The sequence below is a fragment of the Streptomyces sp. V3I8 genome, from assembly GCF_030817535.1.
In the GTDB taxonomy this organism is placed as follows: domain Bacteria; phylum Actinomycetota; class Actinomycetes; order Streptomycetales; family Streptomycetaceae; genus Streptomyces.
On the sequence record NZ_JAUSZL010000002.1, the window covers coordinates 3,669,191 to 3,691,014 of the forward strand.

21 protein-coding genes and 1 tRNA gene are annotated in these 21,824 nt (G+C 71.7%); 9 read left to right on the forward strand and 13 right to left on the reverse strand.

What is annotated here, in order from left to right:
- Window positions 1-53: 53 nt before the first annotated feature.
- Window positions 54-401 carry an SsgA family sporulation/cell division regulator gene (locus tag QFZ75_RS16005; RefSeq protein WP_307537585.1) on the reverse strand — a complete coding sequence of 116 codons (348 nt, stop codon included), beginning with the start codon at window positions 399-401 and terminating at the stop codon, window positions 54-56.
- A gap of 175 nt (window positions 402-576) precedes the next feature.
- Between QFZ75_RS16005 and QFZ75_RS16010 the strand changes: the two genes are divergently transcribed.
- The 4 genes from QFZ75_RS16010 to QFZ75_RS16025 are packed head-to-tail and all read left to right on the forward strand — an operon-like array spanning window position 577 to window position 4,423.
- Entirely contained in the window at window positions 577-1,650 is a 1,074-nt protein-coding gene (locus QFZ75_RS16010) for an energy-coupling factor ABC transporter permease (RefSeq protein WP_307537586.1), read from the forward strand.
- 1 nt (window position 1,651) lies between these two features.
- Window positions 1,652-2,413, forward strand: a complete 762-nt coding sequence (gene cbiQ, locus QFZ75_RS16015) for a cobalt ECF transporter T component CbiQ (protein WP_307537588.1) — start codon at window positions 1,652-1,654, stop codon at window positions 2,411-2,413.
- Window positions 2,401-3,198 (forward strand): energy-coupling factor ABC transporter ATP-binding protein, encoded by a 798-nt coding sequence (locus QFZ75_RS16020; RefSeq protein ID WP_307537589.1) that lies wholly within the window; start codon window positions 2,401-2,403, stop codon window positions 3,196-3,198. The genes cbiQ and QFZ75_RS16020 overlap by 13 nt, the downstream gene beginning before the upstream one ends.
- A 40-nt stretch (window positions 3,199-3,238) precedes the next feature.
- The gene (locus QFZ75_RS16025) at window positions 3,239-4,423 is read left to right on the forward strand and encodes a serine hydrolase domain-containing protein (RefSeq protein ID WP_307544526.1); all 1,185 of its coding nucleotides are present in this window, start codon (window positions 3,239-3,241) and stop codon (window positions 4,421-4,423) included.
- Here the strand turns inward: QFZ75_RS16025 and QFZ75_RS16030 are convergent.
- Together QFZ75_RS16030 and QFZ75_RS16035 are read right to left on the reverse strand one after the other, a co-directional pair.
- Window positions 4,420-4,629, reverse strand: a complete 210-nt coding sequence (locus tag QFZ75_RS16030; RefSeq protein WP_307537591.1) for a DUF397 domain-containing protein — start codon at window positions 4,627-4,629, stop codon at window positions 4,420-4,422. The two genes, QFZ75_RS16025 and QFZ75_RS16030, sit on opposite strands and share 4 nt — an antisense overlap.
- 7 nt (window positions 4,630-4,636) lie before the next feature.
- Window positions 4,637-5,488, reverse strand: a complete 852-nt coding sequence (locus tag QFZ75_RS16035; protein ID WP_307537592.1) for a helix-turn-helix transcriptional regulator — start codon at window positions 5,486-5,488, stop codon at window positions 4,637-4,639.
- 220 nt (window positions 5,489-5,708) lie between these two features.
- On the opposite strand from QFZ75_RS16035, the gene QFZ75_RS16040 reads away from it, so the two are divergent.
- Complete coding sequence (locus QFZ75_RS16040) at window positions 5,709-6,131, forward strand: ATP-binding protein (RefSeq protein WP_307537594.1); 423 nt, start codon at window positions 5,709-5,711, stop codon at window positions 6,129-6,131.
- Between the two features lie 126 nt (window positions 6,132-6,257).
- On the opposite strand, the gene QFZ75_RS16045 is transcribed toward QFZ75_RS16040, so the two are convergent.
- The 3 genes from QFZ75_RS16045 to QFZ75_RS16055 all read right to left on the reverse strand — a co-directional run bounded on the left by QFZ75_RS16045 (window position 6,258) and on the right by QFZ75_RS16055 (window position 8,320).
- Complete coding sequence (locus QFZ75_RS16045) at window positions 6,258-7,103, reverse strand: DMT family transporter (RefSeq protein ID WP_307537595.1); 846 nt, start codon at window positions 7,101-7,103, stop codon at window positions 6,258-6,260.
- A complete protein-coding gene (locus QFZ75_RS16050; RefSeq protein WP_307537596.1) occupies window positions 7,100-7,603 on the reverse strand; it encodes a YbaK/EbsC family protein in 504 nt (167 codons plus the stop codon). Before QFZ75_RS16050 ends, QFZ75_RS16045 begins: the two co-directional genes overlap by 4 nt.
- Window positions 7,604-7,729: 126 nt before the next feature.
- The gene (locus QFZ75_RS16055) at window positions 7,730-8,320 is read right to left on the reverse strand and encodes a TetR/AcrR family transcriptional regulator (RefSeq protein ID WP_307537598.1); all 591 of its coding nucleotides are present in this window, start codon (window positions 8,318-8,320) and stop codon (window positions 7,730-7,732) included.
- A 156-nt stretch (window positions 8,321-8,476) separates the two neighbouring features.
- On the opposite strand from QFZ75_RS16055, the gene QFZ75_RS16060 reads away from it, so the two are divergent.
- Entirely contained in the window at window positions 8,477-11,857 is a 3,381-nt protein-coding gene (locus tag QFZ75_RS16060) for a S41 family peptidase (RefSeq protein ID WP_307537600.1), read from the forward strand.
- A 242-nt stretch (window positions 11,858-12,099) separates the two neighbouring features.
- Here QFZ75_RS16060 and QFZ75_RS16065 read toward each other — a convergent pair whose 3' ends face one another.
- From QFZ75_RS16065 to QFZ75_RS16080, 4 genes are all read right to left on the reverse strand, one after another.
- Window positions 12,100-12,369 (reverse strand): hypothetical protein, encoded by a 270-nt coding sequence (locus QFZ75_RS16065; protein WP_307537602.1) that lies wholly within the window; start codon window positions 12,367-12,369, stop codon window positions 12,100-12,102.
- An 81-nt stretch (window positions 12,370-12,450) separates the two neighbouring features.
- Window positions 12,451-13,410 (reverse strand): SDR family oxidoreductase, encoded by a 960-nt coding sequence (locus tag QFZ75_RS16070; RefSeq protein ID WP_307537603.1) that lies wholly within the window; start codon window positions 13,408-13,410, stop codon window positions 12,451-12,453.
- Window positions 13,407-14,333, reverse strand: a complete 927-nt coding sequence (locus QFZ75_RS16075; RefSeq protein ID WP_307537605.1) for an alpha/beta fold hydrolase — start codon at window positions 14,331-14,333, stop codon at window positions 13,407-13,409. Before QFZ75_RS16075 ends, QFZ75_RS16070 begins: the two co-directional genes overlap by 4 nt.
- The gene (locus QFZ75_RS16080) at window positions 14,330-15,946 is read right to left on the reverse strand and encodes an NAD(P)/FAD-dependent oxidoreductase (protein WP_307537607.1); all 1,617 of its coding nucleotides are present in this window, start codon (window positions 15,944-15,946) and stop codon (window positions 14,330-14,332) included. The genes QFZ75_RS16075 and QFZ75_RS16080 overlap by 4 nt, the downstream gene beginning before the upstream one ends.
- 154 nt (window positions 15,947-16,100) lie before the next feature.
- Here QFZ75_RS16080 and QFZ75_RS16085 point away from each other — a divergent pair, with 154 nt between their 5' ends.
- Entirely contained in the window at window positions 16,101-16,730 is a 630-nt protein-coding gene (locus tag QFZ75_RS16085; RefSeq protein ID WP_307544528.1) for a MerR family transcriptional regulator, read from the forward strand.
- 225 nt (window positions 16,731-16,955) lie between these two features.
- A complete protein-coding gene (locus QFZ75_RS16090) occupies window positions 16,956-18,266 on the forward strand; it encodes a recombinase family protein (protein WP_307537609.1) in 1,311 nt (436 codons plus the stop codon).
- A 59-nt stretch (window positions 18,267-18,325) separates the two neighbouring features.
- Here the strand turns inward: QFZ75_RS16090 and QFZ75_RS16095 are convergent, their stop codons facing one another.
- Window positions 18,326-19,150 (reverse strand): exodeoxyribonuclease III, encoded by an 825-nt coding sequence (locus QFZ75_RS16095; protein WP_307537611.1) that lies wholly within the window; start codon window positions 19,148-19,150, stop codon window positions 18,326-18,328.
- Window positions 19,151-19,209: 59 nt separating this feature from the next.
- Here QFZ75_RS16095 and QFZ75_RS16100 point away from each other — a divergent pair, with 59 nt between their 5' ends.
- On the forward strand, window positions 19,210-19,686 hold the full coding sequence (locus tag QFZ75_RS16100) for a GNAT family N-acetyltransferase (RefSeq protein WP_307537612.1): 477 nt from the start codon (window positions 19,210-19,212) through the stop codon (window positions 19,684-19,686).
- 447 nt (window positions 19,687-20,133) lie between these two features.
- Here QFZ75_RS16100 and QFZ75_RS16105 read toward each other — a convergent pair.
- Both QFZ75_RS16105 and glpR read right to left on the reverse strand, forming a co-directional pair.
- A tRNA-Ala gene (locus QFZ75_RS16105) sits at window positions 20,134-20,207 on the reverse strand.
- Window positions 20,208-20,314: 107 nt separating this feature from the next.
- Window positions 20,315-21,691: a gephyrin-like molybdotransferase receptor GlpR gene (gene glpR / locus QFZ75_RS16110; RefSeq protein ID WP_307537614.1), complete on the reverse strand. Its 1,377-nt coding sequence runs from the start codon at window positions 21,689-21,691 to the stop codon at window positions 20,315-20,317.
- Window positions 21,692-21,824 lie beyond the last annotated feature (133 nt).

Sequence of the window (21,824 nt, forward strand, 5' to 3'; positions counted from 1 at the left end):
ACCAGGCCAGACCGGCTCCGGTTACGGCTCCGGCTCCGGCTCCGGCTCCGGTTCTAGCTCTGGCTGGACACCGGTGTGACCGCGTACGTCCGGCGCAGGAAGCGGATCAGGGTCTTCGTGTCGAACTGCACGACCGCCACTCCTGCGGCCGAGTGGAACTCCATGACGGCCTGGACCCGGCCACACGGCCAGATGCGTACGTCACCGGCGGCGGCCGGCGTCCGTAGGCCCCGTTCGAGCAGGTCGCGGGCGAAGGCCCATTCGTGGTGGCCGGGCAGCACGATGCGCACCCGCCGCGGGTCGGTCTCCGGGTCGTAGCGAAGGGCCACCGGCACGGCGGGCGGATCCTGCGCCTCGTCCGTCACGATGTGGGCGCGCGCGTACTGCTCAACGGCGGACATCGATCGCTCCCTCTTTGTGCGGATTCTCCTCTAATGTCGCATATTTTCCGATACGTGCTCCCAGATGAGTCGTAGTCGTATTCGGGGACGCCTCGCTCTTGCAAGCTGTTCGCATTAAGCCACTATCATCGAACGGTTATAGCCAGTCGGCCTGCCACCGGAAGCGGAGCCCTCCATGCACGTCCCCGACGGATTCATCGACGCGCCCGTCTCGGTCGCCGCCGGAGCCGTGGCCGCCACGGCGGTCGCGGTGAGCCTGCGCGGCGCCCGCCGTGAGCTGGACGAGCGCACGGCCCCGCTCGCGGGTCTGGTCGCCGCGTTCATCTTCGCCGTGCAGATGCTGAACTTCCCGGTCGCGGCCGGCACCAGCGGACACCTGCTCGGAGGCGCGCTCGCCGCGATACTCGTGGGCCCCTTCACCGGGGTCCTCTGCGTGTCGGTCGTGCTCCTCATGCAGGGCATCCTCTTCGCCGACGGCGGCCTCACCGCGCTGGGTGTGAACATCACGAACATGGCGGTCGTCACCACGGTCGTGGCCTACGCCGTCTTCCGCGGCCTCGTAAAACTCCTGCCCAGGAAGCGTCGGTCCATTACCGTCTCGGCGTTCGTCGCCGCTGTGATCTCCGTCCCCGCCGCCGCCGTGGCCTTCACCCTGATCTACTGGATCGGCGGCACCACGGACGTCCCGATCGGGCAGGTCCTCACCGCCATGGTCGGCGTCCACGTCCTCATCGGCATCGGCGAGGCCGCGATCACCGCCCTCACGGTGGGCGCCGTCATCGCCGTACGGCCGGACCTCGTGTACGGCGCCCGCGGCCTGACCGCGCCCCTGAAGCTGCGGATCAACGGCGAGCTGGTCGACACCCCCGCCGCGTCTCCCGCCGGTGAACCCGTCCCGGTCCCGGTCGCCGCCCGGTCCCACCGCAAGGTGTGGCTGGCGGGCCTCGCCACCTCGCTCGTCCTCGCCGGCTTCGTCAGCTTCTACGCCTCGGCGAACCCCGACGGCCTGGAGAAGGTCGCCACCGACAAGGGCATCGACGCCAAGGCCGAGGACCACACCGCCGCCGGCTCCCCGCTCGCCGACTACGGCGTCGAGGGCCTCGACAACGCCCGGATGTCCGGCGGTGTCGCGGGCGTGATCGGCGTGGGCGTCACGGTCGTCGCGGGCACGGGCGTCTTCTGGACCGTACGCAGGCGGCGTACGCCCGAGCCGCAGAGCGGACCCTCGCAGGTCGGGGAGTCCGTCTGACATGGGCGCCGGTCACGCGCACCGGCTGTACCGGCACGGGCACTCCCCCGTGCACGGTCTGCCGCCGCACACCAAACTCGCCGCCGTCTTCGCCTTCGTGCTGGTCGTCGTCTCGACCCCGCGCGAGGCGGTGTGGGCCTTCGGGCTGTACGCGCTGCTGCTGGCGGCCGTGGCGTACGCGGCCCGGGTCCCGGCCGGCTTCGTACTGAAGCGGCTGCTCATCGAGGTGCCCTTCGTGGCCTTCGCCGTGCTGATGCCGTTCGTGGCGCAGGGCGAGCGGGTCGACGTGCTCGGTCTGTCCCTGAGCGTGAACGGCCTGTGGGGCGCCTGGAACGTGCTCGCCAAGGGCACGCTCGGCGTCGCCGCGTCCGTCCTGCTCGCCTCGACGACCGAGCTGCGCGAGCTCCTGCTGGGGCTCCAGCGGCTCCGGCTGCCCCCGCTCCTCGTACAGATCGCGTCCTTCATGATCCGGTACGGGGACGTCATCGCGGACGAGATGCGGCGGATGCGGATCGCGCGGGAGTCGCGCGGCTTCGAGGCACGGGGCGTCCGGTCCTGGGGCGTCCTTGCCAAGTCCGCGGGCGCCCTCTTCATCCGTTCCTACGAGCGCGGGGAGCGGGTGCATCTGGCGATGGTCAGCCGGGGGTACACCGGTTCGATGCCGGTGATCGACGACGTGACCGCGTCCCGGGCGCAGTGGTCGTACGCCTTCGCCCTGCCGGTCGCCGCGCTCGTCGTCTGTCTGCTGGGATGGACCCTGTGACCTCCTCTTCCCCGCCGCCGTCCGTGGCCCTCTCCCCCGCCCCCTCCCTGGAGGTGGCCGGGCTGGCCTTCGCCTACCCCGACGGGCACCAGGCCCTGTTCGGTGTGGACTTCGCCGTCGGGCGGGGCGAGCGGGTGGCCCTGCTCGGCCCGAACGGCGCCGGCAAGACGACCCTCGTGCTGCACCTCAACGGCATCCTGACCGGCGGCGCCGGGACCGTGACGGTCGCCGGGCTGCCCGTCGGCAGGAAGCACATGGCGGAGATCCGGCGGAAGGTCGGCATCGTCTTCCAGGACCCGGACGACCAGCTCTTCATGCCGAGCGTGCGCGAGGACGTGGCGTTCGGGCCGGCCTCCGCCGGGCTGAGGGGCCCCGAGCTGGAGGCACGGGTGCGCACCGCGCTGGAACGGGTCGGCATGGAGGACTTCGCCGACCGCCCGCCGCACCACCTCTCCTTCGGCCAGCGGCGCCGGGTGGCCGTCGCGACCGTCCTGGCGATGGAGCCGGAGATCCTCGTCCTGGACGAGCCGTCGTCCAACCTCGACCCCGCCTCACGGCGCGAACTCGCCGACATCCTGCGCTCGTTGGACGTGACCGTGCTGATGGTCACGCACGACCTGCCGTACGCCCTCGAACTGTGCCCGCGCGCGCTGATCCTCAGCGACGGCGTGATCGCGGCGGACGGCCGGACGGGCGAGCTGCTCTCGGACGAGGAGCTGATGCGGAAGCACCGCCTGGAGCTGCCGTTCGGCTTCGATCCGCGCTCGGTGACAATGGGCGCGTGACGCGCGCGGCGCGACCTGAGCGGCGAGGGGTACGGACGTGGTGGACGTGAACGGCACGGTGGCCGAGGGCTTCGAACCGGTCAGGGCGGCGTTCGTACGCAACTTCGAGGTGCTCGGGGACCGGGGCGCGGCGGTCGCCGTGTACCGGGACGGCCGGAAGGTCGTCGACCTGTGGGCGGGCACGAAGGACGTCGACGGCGGTACCGGTACGGATCCCGCGAAGCCCTGGGAGCGCGGTACGGCGCAGGTCGTGCGGTCGGCGACCAAGGGGGTCGCCGCGGCCGCCCTGCTGCTCCTGCACCAGCGGGGCCTGCTGGACCTGGACGCCCCGGTGGGCGAGTACTGGCCCGAGTTCAAGGCGGCGGGCAAGGAGCGGGTACCGGTCCGGCAGGTGCTCTCGCACCGGGCCGGGCTGCCGGTCCTGGACCGGCCGCTGACCGCGCGGGAGTCCCTGGACCCGCTGCGGGGCGCCGAGGCCGTCGCCCGCCAGGCCCCCGTGTGGGAGCCCGGCACCGACCACGGCTACCACGCGCTGACGTACGGCTGGCTGACCGGTGAGCTGGTGCGGCGCGTCACGGGCGCCGGGATCGGCGACTGGATCGCCCGGGAGATCGCGGGGCCGGTGGGGGCGGACCTGTGGGTCGGGCTGCCGGAGCGGGAGGCGGGCCGGGCCGGGCGGGTGGGCCGGCTGGAGACGCCGGCCGCCGACGGGGCCCTGCGGGCGCGTCCGAAGCGGTCGGTCACGGAGGCCTACGAGGACCCGGCCTCCCTCACCCGGCGGGCCTTCGCCGCGATCTCCCCGTTCCCGGACCAGAACGACCCCGCGTACCGGGCGGCGGCGCTCCCCGCGACGAACGGCATCGCGACGGCGGACGGGCTGGCGCGGTTCTACGCCTCGCTGATCGGCGAGGCCGGGGACGGCGGCGTCCGCCTGTTCACCCCCGACACGCTGGCGGCGGCCCGCGCGGAGGAGTCCGCGGGCCCGGACCGGGTCCTGGTCGTCAACACCCGCTTCGGCCTGGGCTACATGCTGCACGGCTCGGCCTCGCCGTTCCTGGCCCCCGGTTCCTTCGGCCACCCGGGCCGCGGCGGCTCCCTGGGCTTCGCGGACCCGGAATCGGGCACGGCGTTCGGCTACGTGACGAACGGCTTCCGCAAAACGGTGACGGCGGACCCGCGGGCACAGGCGCTGGTACGGGCGGTACGGGCTGCGACGCCGTCCTAGCGGGCGCGGCCGCCGGGCTCCTCGACGGTCTTCAGGGCGGCGAGGAAGGGGGCGAAGGCGGCGGTGGGAAAGGTGAGGGTCCCGCGGGCCGGAACCTTCGAGTCACGCACGGCTATCCGGACCGCCGTGGTGGCGATCTCGACGCAGTCGTTTCCCTCACCTCCGCCCGAGTAGGACGCCTTCTTCCAGCGGGTCGGAGCGGCCATGCTGTCCTCACGTCTCCTTGGTCAAGCGGTGGATGAGGTCGCGCGATCGCTCAGGAGGCAGCGACGCTTTTCTCACCGTACGGAAAAGCGTGCGGAAGTGCTCCAGTTGGGCTTCGGAGTCGAGGAACGCCGTGCCGTGCGGGGCGTCACGGACCACCGTGTCCAGCCGGGGAAGCGGTCCGCCGAGGTGCACCAGAGTGCTTCCCGCGCCGGCGAAATCGTCCAGCTCGAACGGGATGACCCGCACGGTGACATGGTCAGCCTCGGACAATTCCACAATGCGGGCGAGTTGTGTCCGGAAAGCGGCCCGCCCGGCCACCTTGATACGCAGTGCCGCCTCGTGGATCACGGTCTCGTACGGGATGGGGGACGCGCCCTCGATGACGACCTTCCGCTTCATCCGGTGAGCCACCCGAAGGTCCACCTCACTGCTGGGGAACTCGGGGTTCATGCAGGCGAAGAGGGACCGGGCGTAGTCCTCTGTCTGGAACAGTCCCGGCACATGGGTGACTGCCACGTCGTGGCGGAACGTCGCGTGGTGATCCAGTTCGGCGAGGTCCAGATACGCGGAAGGCAGGACGCCGCGGTACTCCTCCCACCACCCCTGGGTCCGGTCGGTGGCCATGACTACCAGGGCGTCGATCAAGTCGTCGTCCGCGCAGGTGTAGTTGGCCGCGAGCCGACGCAGTCGCTTTCCGCTCACACCTGTCAGGCCTGCTTCGATCTGACTGATCTGGGCGGGACTTACTCCGAGCAGGGCAGCTGCTTCCCGGGAAGTGAGCCCTGCCGCCTCGCGGAGACGGCGAAGTTCGGTCGCCAGGCGCCCCTGACGCGCCGTCGGCGCACGTCTCAGAACCATCGACCGCTCCTCGCAACACGCCGTGGATGCTCCCTGTCCGAGTGACAGGTTATGCGACGGGCTTGCAGAACTTAAAAAGTTAGGTCTACCGTCGGTGACGCACCGCACACGCTGCGGAACCCCGGGGCACCGGAAGCGCACCGCTCCGCCCTGCCGTGACGGCTGCGGCAATGTCACCGGTCGTCGGCCCCGACCCCCCACCCCGTGAACGGAGTCACGCATGCCCGAAAACGAGAACGCCGCCCCCTGGGAGTACTCCCTCTCCCTCCCGAACGACCTGCGTGCCGTCACCGTCAGCCGTCGCACCCTGCGTCTGATCCTCACCGTCCACGGGCTCATCCGCCTCGTCGACGTCGCCGAGCTGCTCGCGGCCGAGCTGGTCTCCAACGCCGTACGGCACACGAAGGGGCCCGCCGCGCTGGGGGTGCTCTGGGCGGCGGGTGTACTGCGGATCGGGGCCTGGGACGCCGACCCGGAACCGCCCGGACCGCCGCGCGCCCTCGCGCCGGCCGGTGACCTGCGCGAGGAAGGGAGAGGGCTGACGCTGGTCAGGGCCTGTTCCGACGAGTGGGGCTGGCAGCCGGTCGTCAGGAACGGCGACCGGGGGAAGTACGTGTGGTGCGAGCTGACCGCCGCCGTCTGAGCCCGCCCGCCACCGGAAGATCCGCGGTTCGCAGGACCGACTCGGGCAACACGCGTGCAGTGAACCACGCCGGTTCGCGGGGATCCGGGCTCGGCACGGTGTCCGACCAGCGGGGCGAGCACTCCCTCAACCCGCGTGCAGCATCAGGCCGATGCCGATCACCAGCAGCCCCGCGGCGGCGATACGCGGTGCGCCGAAGCGCTCCTTGAAGAACACCGCCCCGATGGCCGCCCCCACGATGACCGACGACTCGCGCAGCGCCGCGATCGGGGCCAGGGCCGCTCGGGTCTGGGCCCACAGGACCAGGCCGTACGCCGAGACGGAGAGAGCCGCTCCGAGGAGGCCGAGAGCGGCGAACGGGCGGAGCGCCGTGAGGAGTTCGCCTCGCCGGCGGTGGAGCGCGTACAGCGGGACCGCCACGCCCTCCACCGCCATCAGCCAGGCGATGTAGCCCAGGGAGGAGCCGGAGACGCGTACGCCCAGGCCGTCCACCACCGTGTACGCCGCGATCGTCAGGCCGGTCGCCAGTGCCGCGACGATCGCCGGCCAGTTGGGGCGGTTGTCGCGCAGGCCCCACAGCGCCACACCGGTCAGGCCCGCGCACGACACCGCGATGCCGGCCGCCGCCCAGCCGTCGGGGACCTCGTGGGCGAACACGGCGGCCAGCAGCGTCACCACGAGGGGTGCGGTGCCCCGTGCGAGGGGGTACGCCTGGCCGAAGTCGCCCAGCCTGAAGGACCGCATCAGGAGTGCGTAGTACGCGACGTGGACGATCGCCGACACGATCAGGTACGGCCAGGCCCCGGCGGCGGGGAACGGTACGAACGGCACCATGACGATGCCGATCAGCGCTCCCCCGCCTGCTATCAGGGTGAACCCGACCAGTTTGTCGGTGATTCGGTGGGCTATCGCGTTCCAGCTCGCGTGGGTGACCGCCGCGGCCAGGACGGCCGTGGTGACCAGCGGCGTCACGCGTGCTGCTCGCGCACGTCCGCCAGGGTGCCGCCCGCGTGGTGGATCAGGGTCTTGGGGTCCATCGGGAAGACGCTGTACGGGGTGCCGGCCGCGGCCCAGACGATGTCGTGGTCGAGCAGTGAACGGTCGGCCAGGACACGGGTCTTGGTGCGGTGCCCGAAGGGGGGTACGCCGCCGATCGCGTAGCCGGTCGCCTCCCGCACGAGGTCCGCGTCGGCCCGGGTAACCTGTTCGGCGCCCAGTTCCTGGCGTACGAGGTCCAGGTCCACGCGGGACGCGCCGTCCATCAGGACCAGGACCGGGGCGCCGTCCGCCGCGAAGATCAGGGACTTGCAGATCTCGCTCCGGTCGCAGCCGAGTGCCGCCGCGGCCTCGGCGGCCGTGCGGGTGGCTTCCGGGAAGCGGCGGACCCGGGGGAGGAGGTCGTCCAGGCCGAGCTTGTTCACGGCCTCGGCGAAACGGGGGTGGGCTGCGGTGGGTTCTTCTGCGGCGGTCATGGAAGCACGCTAGTGGGTCGGCTTCGTCATCTTCTCGCCCCCGGGCGCCTCGAAGACGCCGCGCCTCGGTGCCGGGGATGGAGAAGGAGGTGGCGCCCGGGGAGGTGCGCGGAGGGCTCGGGTGGGTCAGGCGACCAGGGCGGGGAGGACCACCGCGTCGATGTACGAGGCCAGGAAGGCCTGGGTCGGCGGTTCGTCGTCGATCATCGTGCGGGCCACGAAGGCCCCGATGATCATGTGCAGTACGTAGCCGATCGCGGGGTTGTCCGCACGGACCTCACCGCGGTCGACGGCGCGCTGCACCACGTGGCGCATCTCTGCCAGCTCCGGTTCGACCAGCCACTCCCGCAGGGCGGCCAGCAGATCGGGGTTCGTGTGCACGGCCGTGCCCACGGCCCGCATGAGGGCGGAGTCCTGCTCCATCCGGCAGTCGTCCGAGCGGGTCGCCAGTGCCTGGAAGTCGCCCCGCAGGGAACCGGTGTCCACGTTCGCCAGGTCGACCGGCTTGTGGTGCCGGATCGCCTTCACCACCAGCTCGGCCTTGCCGCCCCACTGGCGGTAGAGCGTGGCCTTGCTGGACCGGGTCCGCGCGGCCACGGCGTCCATGGTCAGGGAGTCGTAGCCGACCTCCCTGAGCAGGTCGAGCACGGCCTCGTACAGCTCGGCCTGCCGCTCGGGCGTGATCCGGCTGCGACGCGTCGTCGCTGTCTCAGCCATTGCGTGCACCGCTTCCGCTCGAACGAAACCGTCGCGTACACCTATGAAGATACCCTGCGTGTCAACGAAACGAAACAGTTTCGTACGTGTGGGACGTCACCCGTGGCCCGGGAACCACGAGTTGCCGGGCCCGGCCCACCGGAAAAGCATGGGTGGGTGAGTGATGCGTACGAGAACGCGAGCGGGTCCGGCGTCTACCTGCGGTTCCCGCACCTCGGCGGCGACCGGCTGTGCTTCGTGGCCGAGGACGACGTCTGGGTGGCCCCCCTGGACCGGCCCGGCCGCGCCTGGCGGCTCACCGTCGACCGCACGAAGGTGAGCCACCCGCGCTTCTCCCCCGACGGGCGGCACATCGCGTACACGACCTGGCGCAGCCTCGTGCCGGAGATCCAGCTGGCGCCCGTGGACGGCGGTCCCGGCCGGCGGCTCACCTACTGGGGCAACGCCGACACCCGGGTCTGCGGCTGGACGCCCCCGGACAAGGACGGGACCTGCGACATCCTCGCCGTCGCCTCGCACGGCGAACCCTTCTCGTACTTCACCTGGGCCTACAGCGTGCCCGTCGGCGGCGACCCCGGCGGCCGGCTGCCGTGGGGCCCGGTCTCCGACATCGCGGTCGCCGACTTCGCCGGTGAGCGCAGGACCCTGCTCCTCACCGGCACTCCCCCGCACGAGCCCGCCGCGTGGAAGCGCTACCGCGGCGGCGCCACCGGACGGCTCTGGCTGCACGGGCAGCGCCTCCTGGAGGACCTCGAAGGGCATCTGCACTCGCCGATGTTCGTCGGCCCGCGGATCGCCTTCCTCTCCGACCACGAGGGCATCGGCAACCTGTACTCGTGCCGGCACGACGGGTCCGACCTGCGGCGCCACACGGACCACGACGCGTTCTACGCCCGGCACGCCGCCAGCGACGGCAGCCGGATCGTCTACCAGTGCGCGGGCGAGGTGTGGATCGTCGAGGACCTGGCCGCGGACGCCCGGCCGCGCAGACTCGACGTACGGCTCGGCGGGCCGCGCGTCGGACGCCGCCCCTACCAGGTGCCGGCCGCCCAGCACGTCGACGGGATCTCCGTGGACGGTACGGGCCGGGCGAGCGCCGTCGTCGTACGCGGCAGCCTGTACTGGCTGACGCACCGCGACGGCCCGGCGCGCACCCTCGCGGACACCCCGGGCGTACGCGTCCGGCTGCCGGAGATGCTCGGTTCCGGCGGGCAGGTGGCGTACGTGACCGACGCGGAGGGCGAGGACGCCGTCGAGATCGCGTACCTGCCGCGTGCGACGGGTGCGCGCGAGCCGCGCCGGCCGGCCTCCGGCGGACTGGGCCGCGTCCTGGAACTCGTCTCCGACCCGAAGGGCGAACGGCTCGCGATCGCCTCCCACGACGGCCGGGTACTGCTGCTCACCCTCGCCGACGAGAACGGGGACGCGGACAGGGGTGAGGAAGAGGGAGAGGGAGAGGGAGAGGGAGGGGGAGGGGGAGGGGGAGGGGGAGGCGGGGGTGACACCGTCACCGAGCTCGTCCGGTCCGTCAACGGGCCCGTGCGCGACCTCGCCTTCTCGCCCGACGGGGCCTGGCTGACCTGGTCGCATCCGGGGATCGGCCGCACGCTCCGGCAGATCAGGATGGCGCGGATCGCGGGGCCGGGCGAACCCCTGGTCGTCGATGTCACCAACGGCCGCTTCGAGGACGAGAACCCGGTCTTCACCGCCGACGGCCGGTTCCTCGCCTTCCTCTCCTGGCGCGGCTTCGACCCTGTGTACGACGTCCACACCGGCGACCTCTCCTTCCCGCTGGGCTGCCGCCCGTACCTCGTACCGCTGTCCTCGGCGACCCCGTCCCCGTTCGCACTGACCCCCGAGGGCCGTCCGGCGGCCGGCGGCTGGGACGACGGGACGGGCGGCGGAGGCGGTGGTGGCGCGGTGATCGTCGAGACCGAGGGTCTCGAGAGCCGGGTGACGCCCTTCCCCGTCACCGCGTCCAAGTACTCGGCGCTGTACCCGGTCGCGGGCGGCGGTCTCGTCTGGCTGCGCTGGCCGATCTCGGGGGCGCTCGGCGAGACGTTCGCGAACCCGGACGACACGAGCGGCCGGCCGACCCTGGAGCATTTCGACCTCGCCAAGGCGAAGAAGTCCGAACTCGTCGACCACCTCGACTGGTTCGCACCCAGCGGTGACGGCAGCCGGCTCGTCGTGGTCGACGACGGGGAGCTGCGGGCCGTGCCGGCCACCGAGTCCGGCGACAGCGACTCGACCGTCTGGATCGACCTGCGCCGCATCCTGCACGAGGCCGATCCGGCCGCCGAATGGCGTCAGGCGTACGCGGAGGCGGGCCGCCTCATCCAGGCGTACTTCTGGGAACCGGGCATGTGCGGCATCGACTGGCAGGGCGTCCTGGACCAGTACCGGCCGCTGGTCGAACGGGTCGCCTCCCCCGACGAGTTCGCGGACCTGCTCCGCGAGGTGCTGGGCGAACTGGGCACCTCGCACGCGTACGTGGTCGCCGCGCGCCGCAACGAGGGTCCGCCGCACTACCGGCGGCCCCAGGGGCTGCTGGGCGCCAATCTCGTCCGCAGGGACGGCGGCTGGGTCGTCAAGCGCATCCTGCCGGGTGACTCCTCCGACTCCAAGGCGCGTTCACCGCTGGCCGGTACGGGCATCCGCGAGGGGGCGCGGCTCACCCATGTGGACGGGCGGCCCGTCGACCCCGTCACCGGCCCCTTCCCGCTGCTCGCGGGGGCGGGCGGCACGACGGTGGAGCTGACGTTCACCCCGGCGGCCCCGGCCCGGGACGCGGCGGGCGAGGGACGTCCGCGCCGGGTGGCGGTGGTTCCGCTGGTCGACGAGCGTCCGCTGCGCTACCAGGACTGGGTGGCCAAACGGCGTGCGGTGGTACGGGAGTTGAGCGGGGGCCGGTGCGGTTACCTGCACATCCCCGACATGGGCGGCTCGGGATGGGCGCAGTTCAACCGCGACCTGCGCATGGAGGTGTCGCGGCCCGCTCTCATCGTCGACGTGCGCGGCAACGCGGGCGGTCACATCAGCGAGCTGGTCATCGAGAAGCTGACCCGTACGATCATGGGCTGGGACCTGATCCGGGGCGCCCAGCCGGTGTCGTACACGTCCAACGCCCCGCGCGGGCCGGTGGTCGCGCTGGCCGACGAGATGACGTCGTCGGACGGCGACATGATCACGGCGGCGTTCAAACTGCTGGAACTGGGGCCGGTGGTGGGGCAGCGCACGTGGGGCGGGGTCGTCGGAATGACCGGGCGCCACGAGCTGGGGGACGGGTCGGTCATCACGGTACCGATGAACGCGGCGTGGTTCGACGCGTACGGCTGGTCCGTGGAGAACCACGGCGTGGCGCCGGACCTGCCCGTCCTGCGTACGCCCCTGGACTGGGCGGAGGGCCGCCACGCCCAGCTGGACGACGCGGTCCGCCTGGCCCTGGGCCTCCTCACCACCCGCCCGGCCTCCACCCCGCCCCCCTACACCGACCTCCCCGACAGATCCCGCCCACCACTGCCACCCCGCCCCTGAGTTCAGGGCGGCGGAGAACGGTGCGATCTTTCAGAGGCGCGGAGAACCGCGCGATCGGCCCCCACCGATCCACGGCCGGCAACAAGACCTCACGCCCCCCACACACAGCACCCGCGCAGAACGCCCGCACAAAGAAACGCGGGGCGCCCCGGAGAAGAAAGGGCACCCCACGTCAATTCCGGCCAAGGCCGAACACGAGCACGCGCACGCGCGTAAGCGTGAGTTCGAGACCGAGCGTCAGCTCAGACCTCGAACTCGTCGAGCCGCTCCCGCACACCCGGCTGCCGCGCATCCGCGGGCGACCGACGCTCGACGCGCTCGGCGCGCTCGGGCCGCTCGGACCGCTCCGGGCGCTCCCGCTCCGGCCGCTCCGAGCGCTCCGGGCGCTCACGGTCCGAGCGCTCGGGCATCTGCCCACGCGCACCCGCTTCGTCACGACGCTCGCCGAACTTCTGCTTCGCGTCGCGCTGCAGCTGGTCGGCCTTGTCCTGGAACTGGTCCTTCATGGCCATGAGGTTCACTCCCGTTGATGGGTGAGGGGGTTGGGCCTCGACCAGCGTGACACGCCCGGACATAGCGCGCATTTCATACAGTTACGGTCGGTGACGCACCGTGTTTCCGGCCAGGTCGGCCCCCCTGCCGCTCCCCGCGCCGTCCTCTGCCGCTCCGATGTCGCCCCCCGCGCCGCGCGCACTCTCGTCGGCCGCCCCGCCGGCTCCGACGAGCCCCGTCCCCACGCTCCCGAGCCGCGGCTCGAACCGCCGCATCTCCCGCTGCCCGACCGTCCCGATGAGCGCGGGCAGGTACCCGCGCACCCCCTGCATCCCCCGCAGCCACCACTGCCCGTACACATGGCTCGCCCGCCGCTCGATCCCGGCGACGAGCCGGTCGACGGCCGGCCCCAGCGGGTACGTCCGGTTCGTCGGCCACGGCAGCCGCTGCCGCAACTCCCGCATGACGTCGTCCTGATCGGCCCCGCGCACCATGTCGGTGTCGGTCCACGACAGGTACCCGATCCCGACCCGTACGCCCCGGTACCCGACCTCGGCCCGCAGACTGTGCGCGTACGCCTCGACGCCCGACTTGGACGCGCAGTACGCGCTCATCATCGGCGCGGGCGTGATCGCGGCGAGCGAGGCGACCTGCAGCAGGTACCCGCGGCTCTCCATGAGGGCGGGCAGGAAGGCGCGTCCGGTGACCGCCGATCCGATGAGGTTCACCTCGATGACCCGCCGCCAGGCGACCGGGTCGGAGTCCACGAACGGCCCGCCGTTGGCGACCCCGGCGTTGGCGACGACGATGTCGACCTTCCCGAAGCGCGCCTTCACCTCCTGCGCGACCCGCGCCATCGCCTCGTGGTCGGTGACGTCGGCGTGCCAGTACCCGCTCTCGCCGTGCAGCCGCTCGGAGACGCCCTTCAGTTCCGCCGGCTCCAGACCGACGAGCGCGATCGTGGCGCCACGGGCGGAGAGCTTGCGGGCGAGGAGTTCCCCGACGCCCCGCGCGGCCCCCGTGACGACGGCCACCTGTCCTTGCAGACCGACCTTGCTCATGCGCCCTCCTTGATCACTGCGTACGTGGCGACGAGGTCCCGTATACGGGCGGTGACCAGGTCGGGTGCCTCCATCGGGGTCATGTGCCCGATCCCGGGAAGCTCGGTGGAGCCGACGCAGTTCGGCAGCGCGGCGACCAGCGAGCGCGCGTGCACGGCGGGTGTCAGCCGGTCGGCCGTCCCCACGACGACCTCGGTCGGCACGGTCAACTCCCGCACCGCGTGGTCGAGGTCGAGCAGGTCGAGCACCTGCGACCAGGCGTACCGCACCCGCCGGGGGCACGCGTGCACGATCCGCGCGCACGCCTCGACCACCGCCGGCGCCGAAGCGGGCCCCATGGTCCCGTACTTGAGGATCCGCCGGGCGAGCGGCGTGACCGGTCCCAGCGGTGCCCGCGACCCGAGGATCTTCTTCGTCAGCCAGGTCCGCGAGCGGCCGGCCCGCATCGGCACCAGCAGCGACTCGGCGACCAGCCGCGAACTGCCCGTGCTGCACAGCAGTACGGCGGCGGCGTGCTCCCGGAACCCGGCCCGCCCCGACGCGGCCATCAGCGTCATCCCGCCCATGGAGTGCCCGGCCAGGACCGCCTTCTCGCCCGGCGCGAGGGTGGCCGCGAGCACCGCCTCCAGGTCGTCGGCGAGCGCGTCCGTGCTGCACGCGGGGCTCGCGGGACTGCGCCCGTGCCCCCGCTGGTCGTACACGATCACTCGGTGGTCGGCGGCAAGGTCCTTGATCTGCGCGGCCCAGAAGGCGGTCGAACACGTCCAGCCGTGCGCGAGGACCACCGCGGGGGCGGCCGGGTCGTCCACGGCTCCGTGCACCTCGACGTGCAGCCGCGCCCCGTCGGCGGAGACCGCCGTCAGCTTGCGGGCGGGGGCGGGCGGCGCGTGGACGCCGGAGGCTTCCTTCGTCAGCCGGCTCATGCGTCCGCCTCGGCCTTCTTCTGCGCACGGCGGGCGGACCGCGCGGCCGCCGCCCGTACGGGCTCGGTCTCGGTCTCGGGTTCGGATGCGGCCTCGGGTTCGGTCTCGGATGCGGGCGCGGGTTCGAGTCCCGGTCCGGCTGCCGGGGGCCGGATCAGGTCGTACTCCGCCAGGTCGACGCGCCGGGTGGCGCTGCGGAACTCCGTGGTCGTACCCGGCCAGACCGTCGTATTGACGCCGTTCTCGTCGAGGTACCAGCTGGTGCAGCCGCCGGTGGACCAGACCGTACGTTCCATGCGCTTCTGGACCCGGTCGTTCCAGGCGTCGACCGCGCCGGGCCGCGCGTCGAGGGCGGCCCGGCCGCCGAGCACGTCCAACTGCCGTACGTAGTCGGCCAGGTAGTTCAGCTGGGACTCGATCATCAGGATCATGCTGGAGTTCCCGAGGCCCGTGTTGGGCCCGATGATCGTCATCCAGTTGGGAAAGCCGGCGGCGGTCGCGCCGCGCAGCGACCGCATGCCGGACGACCACGCCTCGGCGAGTGTCCTGCCCTGCGCGCCGACGACCCGCTCCGCGATCGGCATGTCGGTGACGTGGAAGCCCGTACCGAAGACGATCGCGTCGACCTCGGCCTCGCTGCCGTCGGCGGCGACGACGGTGGAGCCGCGGACCTCGCGCAGTCCGCTCGCGACCACGTCCACGTTGGGCTTCGCGAGGGCCGGGTAGTACGTGCTGGACAGCAGGATGCGCTTGCAGCCGATGCGGTAGTCGGGGGTCAGCTTGGCCCGGAGCGCCGGGTCCTTGACCGCCCGGAACATGTTCCGCTTGGCGATCTGCTCGACCACCCCCAGCTCGTCGGGACGCTTGGTGAACGCCTGGACCTGCAGCTCCCGGATGCCCCACAGGAGCCCGCGCCGGAGCCTGGCGGTGGCGGGGAGCGTCCGGTGCAGCAGGCGCTCGGCCCCGCTGATGGCCCGGTCCATGCGCGGCATCACCCAGGGCGGGGTGCGCTGGAAGAGGGTGAGCTTCGCGACGTCGGGCTGGATCGCCGGCACGATCTGGATGGCCGAGGCGCCGGTGCCGACCATCGCGACCCGCTTGCCCCGCAGGTCGTAGTCGTGGTCCCAGCGCGCCGAGTGGAAGACCTTGCCGGGGAAGGTGTCGAGCCCCGGGACGTCCGGCACCTTCGGGTCGGAGAGCGGCCCGGTGGCGGACACGACGATGTCGGCGCACAGGGTCCCGCTGCTGGTCTCGATCACCCAGTACAGCCGCTCGGCGTCCCAGGTCATCAGCTTGACCTCGGAATCGAGGCGCAGGTGCGGCCGCAGCCCGAAGACGTCGGTGACGTGCTCCAGGTAGGCCCGGATGTGCCCCTGCCCGGAGAAGGTGCGCGGCCAGTCGGGGTTGGGCGCGAACGAGAACGAGTAGAGGTGCGAGGGCACGTCGCAGGCGCAGCCGGGATAGCTGTTGTCGCGCCAGGTCCCGCCCACGCTGCCGGCCCGTTCCAGGACGACGAAGTCGGTGACGCCCTCGCGGCGCAACCGCACGGCGGCTCCCAGCCCCCCGAAACCGGAGCCGATCACCGCCACCCGTACATGTTCGTGCTCGGTCATCCCGATGCCTCCATGCCGCGTACGACCGCGCCAGTGAACACTGGCGCAATGGGAGACTAGAACAGCTCCGTACTCATGGGTAGGGGTTGCGCGGAGGAAAGTTACCGGCGGTACGACATAGGGTGCCGGTGTGGCGGACAAGCGGGAGTACCGAATGGAGGAGCTGGCCAGGGAGGCCGGCATCACCGTGCGCACCCTGCGCTTCTACCGGGAACGGAAGCTGATACCGCCCCCGCGCCGCGAAGGCCGCATCGCCTGGTACGACGAGGACCACCTCGCCCGCCTGCGCACCATCGCGGCCCTCCTGGAGCGCGGTCACACGCTCAACGGCATCGCGGAGCTGGCCGAGGCGTTCGACCACGGCCGTGACGTGGGAGAGCTGCTGGGCCTCGGCGCACCCACCGAGGAGACCCCGGTCCGCCTCTCCCCCGAGGAACTGGCCGACGTCTTCGCGGGCCAGGCCACCCCGGAGAACCTCGCCGCGTCCCTGGACCTCGGCTACCTCGCCACCGACGGCACGGACATCGTCCACATCAGCCGCCGGCTCCTGGAGACCTCGGCGGCCCTGGTCCGCGAGGGCATCCCGCTGGCGGACATCCTCGCGGCCGCCCACCGCGTCCGCGAACACGCCGACGCCCTGGCCGAGTTGTTCACCGACCTGGTCCTCACCCCGAGCCGCACCCCGGAAGACCTGCACCGCCTGCGCCCCCTGGCGAAGAGCGTGGTGGAGGCGGAACTGTCGATGGCACTGGACCGACGGCTGAGCCAACGGCCAGGACCTTAGCTACCAGCAGTTCAACGCTCACAGGACCAAAGTGACCCACCGGCGACATGGAAGAGTCGTTCGCTGAACATTCACCCCATCGAGCTGCTTTCCAGCCATCGACAGACAAACTGCATGCCGCACTCCGAAAGTTAAATCGAAACGCCCCGGCGACTGTCCTACCAGCCCCGGGGCACGGCCGACACTTCACGGAGCGCCGACATGCCCAAGCCTAGTCCTCAGCCGATGCAGCTGACTTCGGCTCACGCCGAATACCCACGAGCTCTGGGAGCCGTGCGCCTCAGCATCCTGACCTCGGTGACCACCTCACCCGATAGGCAACGAGCTGTAATCCAGCTCTGCAGTGAGCACCTGGGCTTCACACTGATCGCCGAAGCCACAGATCTCGGGGTATCTGCACGCAAAGCTTCCCCCTTCGAGAGGCCTTCCCTGTCGCCTTGGCTGCGGCGCCCGGACGAATACGATGTCATCGTGTGGTCACATGTGGACCGCGCCGTACGATCAGTTGCCCACATGTCCGAGTTGATCGAGTGGGCCCAGAAGCACGCGACGACACTCGTCTTCGGGATGCCCGAAGAACAACCGCTCAAGGTCACACCACAGGCGGATGGCGACGTCATCCGCCTGTGCATGGAGCTGGCCTACATCGCCGAGCAGGAGTCACGCACCATCTCCTCCCGGCTCGCCAGCAGTCACGAAGCGCTGCGCGCGGCCGGTCGCTACGGCGGCGGACTGGTCCCCTTCGGCTATCGGAAGGCCCCACACCCCTCAGGCCGTGGATGGGGCCTCTCCCCCGACCCTGAGGCTGCGGCTCTCGTCCGCATGATCGTGGACGACGTACACGCAGGACAGTCACTGATCGCCATCGCGCGCAAACTCAACGAATCAGGTGTGCCGGTGCCTCGCGACCGCCACGCCCAGCTCGAGGGTCGCTCCATGGGCGGCCATCGCCACGGGCGGCACTTCGAACGATTCCGTTGGACTTCAGGCACGTTGTCCAAGGTGTTGCGTGGCCCGTCCTTGATGGGCCACCGAACGCACGGAGGTAAGACTGTGCTCAACACCTGCGGCACCCCGGTGCTCATCGGGCAGCCGCTCTTGTCCACCGAAGACTTCCAGGCACTGCAGGACGCTCTCCTTGCCCGCTCCAACGGCACGCGGCGCTCGAGGCGCCGGACGGCTGCGCTGCTCACTGGCGTCGCATACTGTGCGGGCTGCGAAGGACGCATGTACTTCGCAGCCCGCAAAGGCTACGCGTACGGCGACTACGTGTGCCGTGCAACCGCGCGCGGTGAAGTGTGCCCCTCTCCCGTCGGGATGCGATCCGACTGGCTGGAGGCTTACACCATCAACCGCTACCGCGAAGCTACAGAAACAGACGCCGCCGTCTCTCGCGAACTCCTCCTCGGGAACGGCACTCGCGTCACTGTCGCCAAGGGCCACCGCGGCGGCGCCCCGGCCCGCCTCGCCGGACCGGACACCTCACGCTTGACCTTCACGCTTGGCGAACACCTCGGCGCGCAGTCGAAGAGCTGAATTGCTGCGCGGGCCGAGCAAGGCATGCGGCGTCATCGGAATGCCTCGCGCAGCTCGCATCACATCTCGAAGGACACGGTCACAGGAGCGTGGTCCGACCACCGCTCCTCATGGCTGGCTGCCCGCTCCACGACCGCTTTGACGGCCCGGGCGGCAAGCCCCGGGGTGGCCACGGCCAGGTCGATCCTCCAACCTGAATCGTTGTCGAAGGCCCGCCCCCGGTAGGACCACCACGAGTACGGGCCGTCCGTGTCCGGGTGCAGCGCGCGTACGACGTCCACGTATCCGCCGTCCGTCGCGTCGAGGACCTGGCCGAGCCAGGCCCGCTCCTCGGGGAGGAAGCCGGAGTTCTTCTGGTTGGCGCGCCAGTTCTTCAGGTCGGCCGGCTGATGGGCGATGTTCCAGTCGCCGCACACCACGACCTCGCGCCCGTCGGTGGCGGCCCGCTCGCGCAGCTCCTTCAGATAGGGGAGGAACTCGCCCATGAACCGGACCTTCTCGTCCTGCCGCCCGGTCCCGACCTCGCCGGACGGCAGGTACAGGCTGGCGACGGTGACACCGGGCAGGTCGGCCTCGACGTAGCGCCCGCTGCCGTCGAACTCGGCGGACCCGAAGCCGACCTGGACGCGGTCGGGCTCGCGGCGCGTGTAGAGGGAGACCCCGGCCCGGCCCTTCGCGGCGGCGGGCGCGTGCACGACGTGCCATCCCTCCGGCTGCCGTACGCCCGCCGGGAGCTGCTCGGGCTCGGCCCGCACCTCCTGGAGGCACAGCACGTCGGCGGACGTCTCCGCCAGCCACTCCACGAAGCCCTTCTTGGCCGCGGCCCGGAGTCCGTTCACATTCACAGAGGTCACAGTCAGCACCCGGGCACGATACCGGCACACTGTAGGAGCACATCGCACCACACCGTACCCACCCAACGCATAGAAGTACGATGATTAGCATGGATATACGCCGGGTCGCCTTCGACCACCCCGACGCCGTCAAGCTCAACGACCAGGTGCAGGCCGAGTACGCCGTGCGCTACGGCGACGAGGGCGACGTCACCCCGCTCGACCCGTCGATGTTCAGGCCGCCGGCCGGCCTCTACCTGATGGCGTACGACGGCCTGGACCGGCCCGTGGCCACCGGCGGCTGGCGCACCCAGGACGCGAACGACGAGGGCTACTCGGACGGCGACGCCGAGCTGAAGCGCATGTACGTGGTCGAGGAGGCCCGCGGCAACGGCCTGGCCCGCCGCATCCTGGGGGCGCTGGAGGACGACGCCCGCGCGGCCGACCGCACCCGCATGGTCCTGGAGACCGGCAACAAGCAGCCCGAGGCCATCGCCCTGTACCTGTCCAGCGGCTACGAGCCCTGCGTCAAGTTCGGCCACTACCGCTTCCACGACGACAGCCGCTGCTACGCGAAGCTTCTGTGAGGACGCCGGGGACACCGGTCCGGCGCGGGCCGGACCACCACCAGCCTGTCGTGACCACGGCCGGGGCCGCGACCGCACGTCCGGCTAGGACGCCCCGCGGGTCTTCGTGGCCGACGCCCGGATCCCGGTCTTCGAGCACGTGAGGGACTACGAGAAGGCGGCGGACAAGGGCGCCGCCTGGAAGGCCGTGTTCGCCGGCGAACTGCCGGCCGTCGAGCGGCCCGAAGACCGCCGACGGGGGCGCGCCCGCCCTGTACGACTTCGGGGTGGACCACCGGAACCGGCCGACGGCCGCGGGTCCCGCCCTCGGGCAAGAACGTCCGCGTCACGGGCTACTACCTGCAGATGGCCAACGCCGAGTAGCCCGCCCGCACGGGGAGCTGCCCGGGGTTGGTCGCCGCACGACAAAGAACCCCCGCCGGGTTTCCCCGGCGGGGGTTGCTGCGGTGGACCTGTGGGGATTTGAACCCCAGACCCCCTCGATGCGAACGAGGTGCGCTACCAGACTGCGCCACAGGCCCTTGCAACGAGTGAAACTCTAGCATCCCGGTAAGGGTGCTCGGTAATCCGTTCCCGGCCGCTCCCCCCTGGTCAGGGGCAGGGCCTCCGACGGATCCCCGAGGTGCTGTCACTCGTTGGCGGCGCGCGGGCGCTCGCCGTCCTCGTACTGGTCGAAGAGCGGCGTGCGGCCCCGTTCACGGGCCCGGCGGGCCGCGGCCGCGCGGCGGGCGTCCGCGGCGCCGTCCGGGCCGTCGTCCCCGTCGGGCCCGTCCGGCTCCTCCTGCGCACCGGCCGTCCCGGCCGTCTCCGCCAGGTCCGCCGGCTCCTCCGCGTTCGGTTCGACCGTGCTGGACCGTGCCGAGCTCCACGCGTCCGGCGCGCCCAGGTCGACGTCGGATGTCGCGCGCGGGGCGACCGGCGCGGTCACGTACGTCGGCAGGGGCACCGGGACCGGGTCCCAGCTGTCGCCCCGGGCGGGACCGTTGCGGCGCTCGCGCTGCTGGTCGACCCACTCCGCGTGGTCGGTCTGCTCGACGAGGGCGCGGCGGTCGGCGGCGAGTGCGGACATGCCGGGGTCGGTGTCGGGCTCGGGTCCGTCCTCCGGCTCGTCGGCGGTGCCCGGGTCGGCGGCCGGCCGCCGGCGCGGCTGGCGCTCACGCAGTCGCTGCGCCGCGACCTCGGCACGCCTGCGGTCCATCACGTACGTGAAGCGGTGCCGCTCCTGGGAGCGCAGGTACGCGATGTAGATGCTCAGCATCACCGCGGGCACTCCGGGCGCCCACAGGAACGCCAGTCCGCCGACGGCCGCGACGACCGTGCCGAGCGTGAAGGCGAAGAAGAGCATGACGGTCGTACGCCGTCGGCGCGCGAGCACCTTCGAGCGCCGGGCACGCGCTGCGGCCTCCGCCGCGGCCGCCCGTCGCCCGGGAGAGGACGCCGAGGACGACGGCGGTTTGGCACCCTGCTGCGGTACGGGGCGGCCGCCCGTCGCGCGGCCCTGGCCCGGCGCCGGGTGGGCCGCGGACCGGGAGCCGGACTTGGGCGGCGTCGCGGACGCCCGGCGCGCCGCCTGCCGTTCCTCCTGCTCCGGTGCCTGTTCCTCCGGCGCCTGCTGCGAGGTCTGCCGGGCGGCCTGCCGGGAAGCGGCCTGCTGCGAGGCCTGCCTCGACGCCTGCTGGGCGGCCTGCTGCGCGTGCCGCGCGTCGTCGACGTTCGCCCGCACTTCCCGGCGCGTCGGAGGCATGGCGAAGGCCCGGACGTCCACCGAGTCGGTGACGGCGTCCGGGTCGGCGCGCTGCTCCCCCTCGTCGGTGGAGCGCGCCTGCAGGTCCTTGGCGTACCGGCGCTCCATGCCCGCCCGTCCGGAGAGAAGCCGGATGGCGGTGCTGAAGCGTTCCGTCGGACGGGCCTCGTTCAGCTCGTCCTGCCTACGGAGCCACATCGGCACCAAGTAGGCGGCCCAGGCCCCGACAATGACTGCGTAGATCAGGCCGCTGCTGCTCACGCCTCACACGGTAGAGGGGTTTGCATGAGGCCATCTGCCAATTGGGCCGGTGTGTCGCACGATCTGGCTGATATTTCGAGCTTTTTTTGTGACCGATGCGATCAGCGGACCGCCGGAAGCGTGAAATTAATGC

What these genes read in the sequence shown, in the direction of transcription:
- QFZ75_RS16005 (WP_307537585.1), bottom strand. Translation starts at nt 401, where the DNA reads ATGTCCGCCGTTGAGCAGTACGCGCGCGCCCACATCGTGACGGACGAG.
- QFZ75_RS16010 (WP_307537586.1), top strand. Translation starts at nt 577, where the DNA reads ATGCACGTCCCCGACGGATTCATCGACGCGCCCGTCTCGGTCGCCGCC.
- cbiQ (WP_307537588.1), top strand. Translation starts at nt 1,652, where the DNA reads ATGGGCGCCGGTCACGCGCACCGGCTGTACCGGCACGGGCACTCCCCC.
- QFZ75_RS16020 (WP_307537589.1), top strand. Translation starts at nt 2,401, where the DNA reads ATGGACCCTGTGACCTCCTCTTCCCCGCCGCCGTCCGTGGCCCTCTCC.
- QFZ75_RS16030 (WP_307537591.1), bottom strand. Translation starts at nt 4,629, where the DNA reads ATGGCCGCTCCGACCCGCTGGAAGAAGGCGTCCTACTCGGGCGGAGGT.
- QFZ75_RS16035 (WP_307537592.1), bottom strand. Translation starts at nt 5,488, where the DNA reads ATGGTTCTGAGACGTGCGCCGACGGCGCGTCAGGGGCGCCTGGCGACC.
- QFZ75_RS16040 (WP_307537594.1), top strand. Translation starts at nt 5,709, where the DNA reads ATGCCCGAAAACGAGAACGCCGCCCCCTGGGAGTACTCCCTCTCCCTC.
- QFZ75_RS16050 (WP_307537596.1), bottom strand. Translation starts at nt 7,603, where the DNA reads ATGACCGCCGCAGAAGAACCCACCGCAGCCCACCCCCGTTTCGCCGAG.
- QFZ75_RS16055 (WP_307537598.1), bottom strand. Translation starts at nt 8,320, where the DNA reads ATGGCTGAGACAGCGACGACGCGTCGCAGCCGGATCACGCCCGAGCGG.
- QFZ75_RS16065 (WP_307537602.1), bottom strand. Translation starts at nt 12,369, where the DNA reads ATGGCCATGAAGGACCAGTTCCAGGACAAGGCCGACCAGCTGCAGCGC.
- QFZ75_RS16070 (WP_307537603.1), bottom strand. Translation starts at nt 13,410, where the DNA reads ATGAGCAAGGTCGGTCTGCAAGGACAGGTGGCCGTCGTCACGGGGGCC.
- QFZ75_RS16075 (WP_307537605.1), bottom strand. Translation starts at nt 14,333, where the DNA reads ATGAGCCGGCTGACGAAGGAAGCCTCCGGCGTCCACGCGCCGCCCGCC.
- QFZ75_RS16080 (WP_307537607.1), bottom strand. Translation starts at nt 15,946, where the DNA reads ATGACCGAGCACGAACATGTACGGGTGGCGGTGATCGGCTCCGGTTTC.
- QFZ75_RS16085 (WP_307544528.1), top strand. Translation starts at nt 16,101, where the DNA reads ATGGAGGAGCTGGCCAGGGAGGCCGGCATCACCGTGCGCACCCTGCGC.
- QFZ75_RS16090 (WP_307537609.1), top strand. Translation starts at nt 16,956, where the DNA reads ATGCAGCTGACTTCGGCTCACGCCGAATACCCACGAGCTCTGGGAGCC.
- QFZ75_RS16100 (WP_307537612.1), top strand. Translation starts at nt 19,210, where the DNA reads ATGGATATACGCCGGGTCGCCTTCGACCACCCCGACGCCGTCAAGCTC.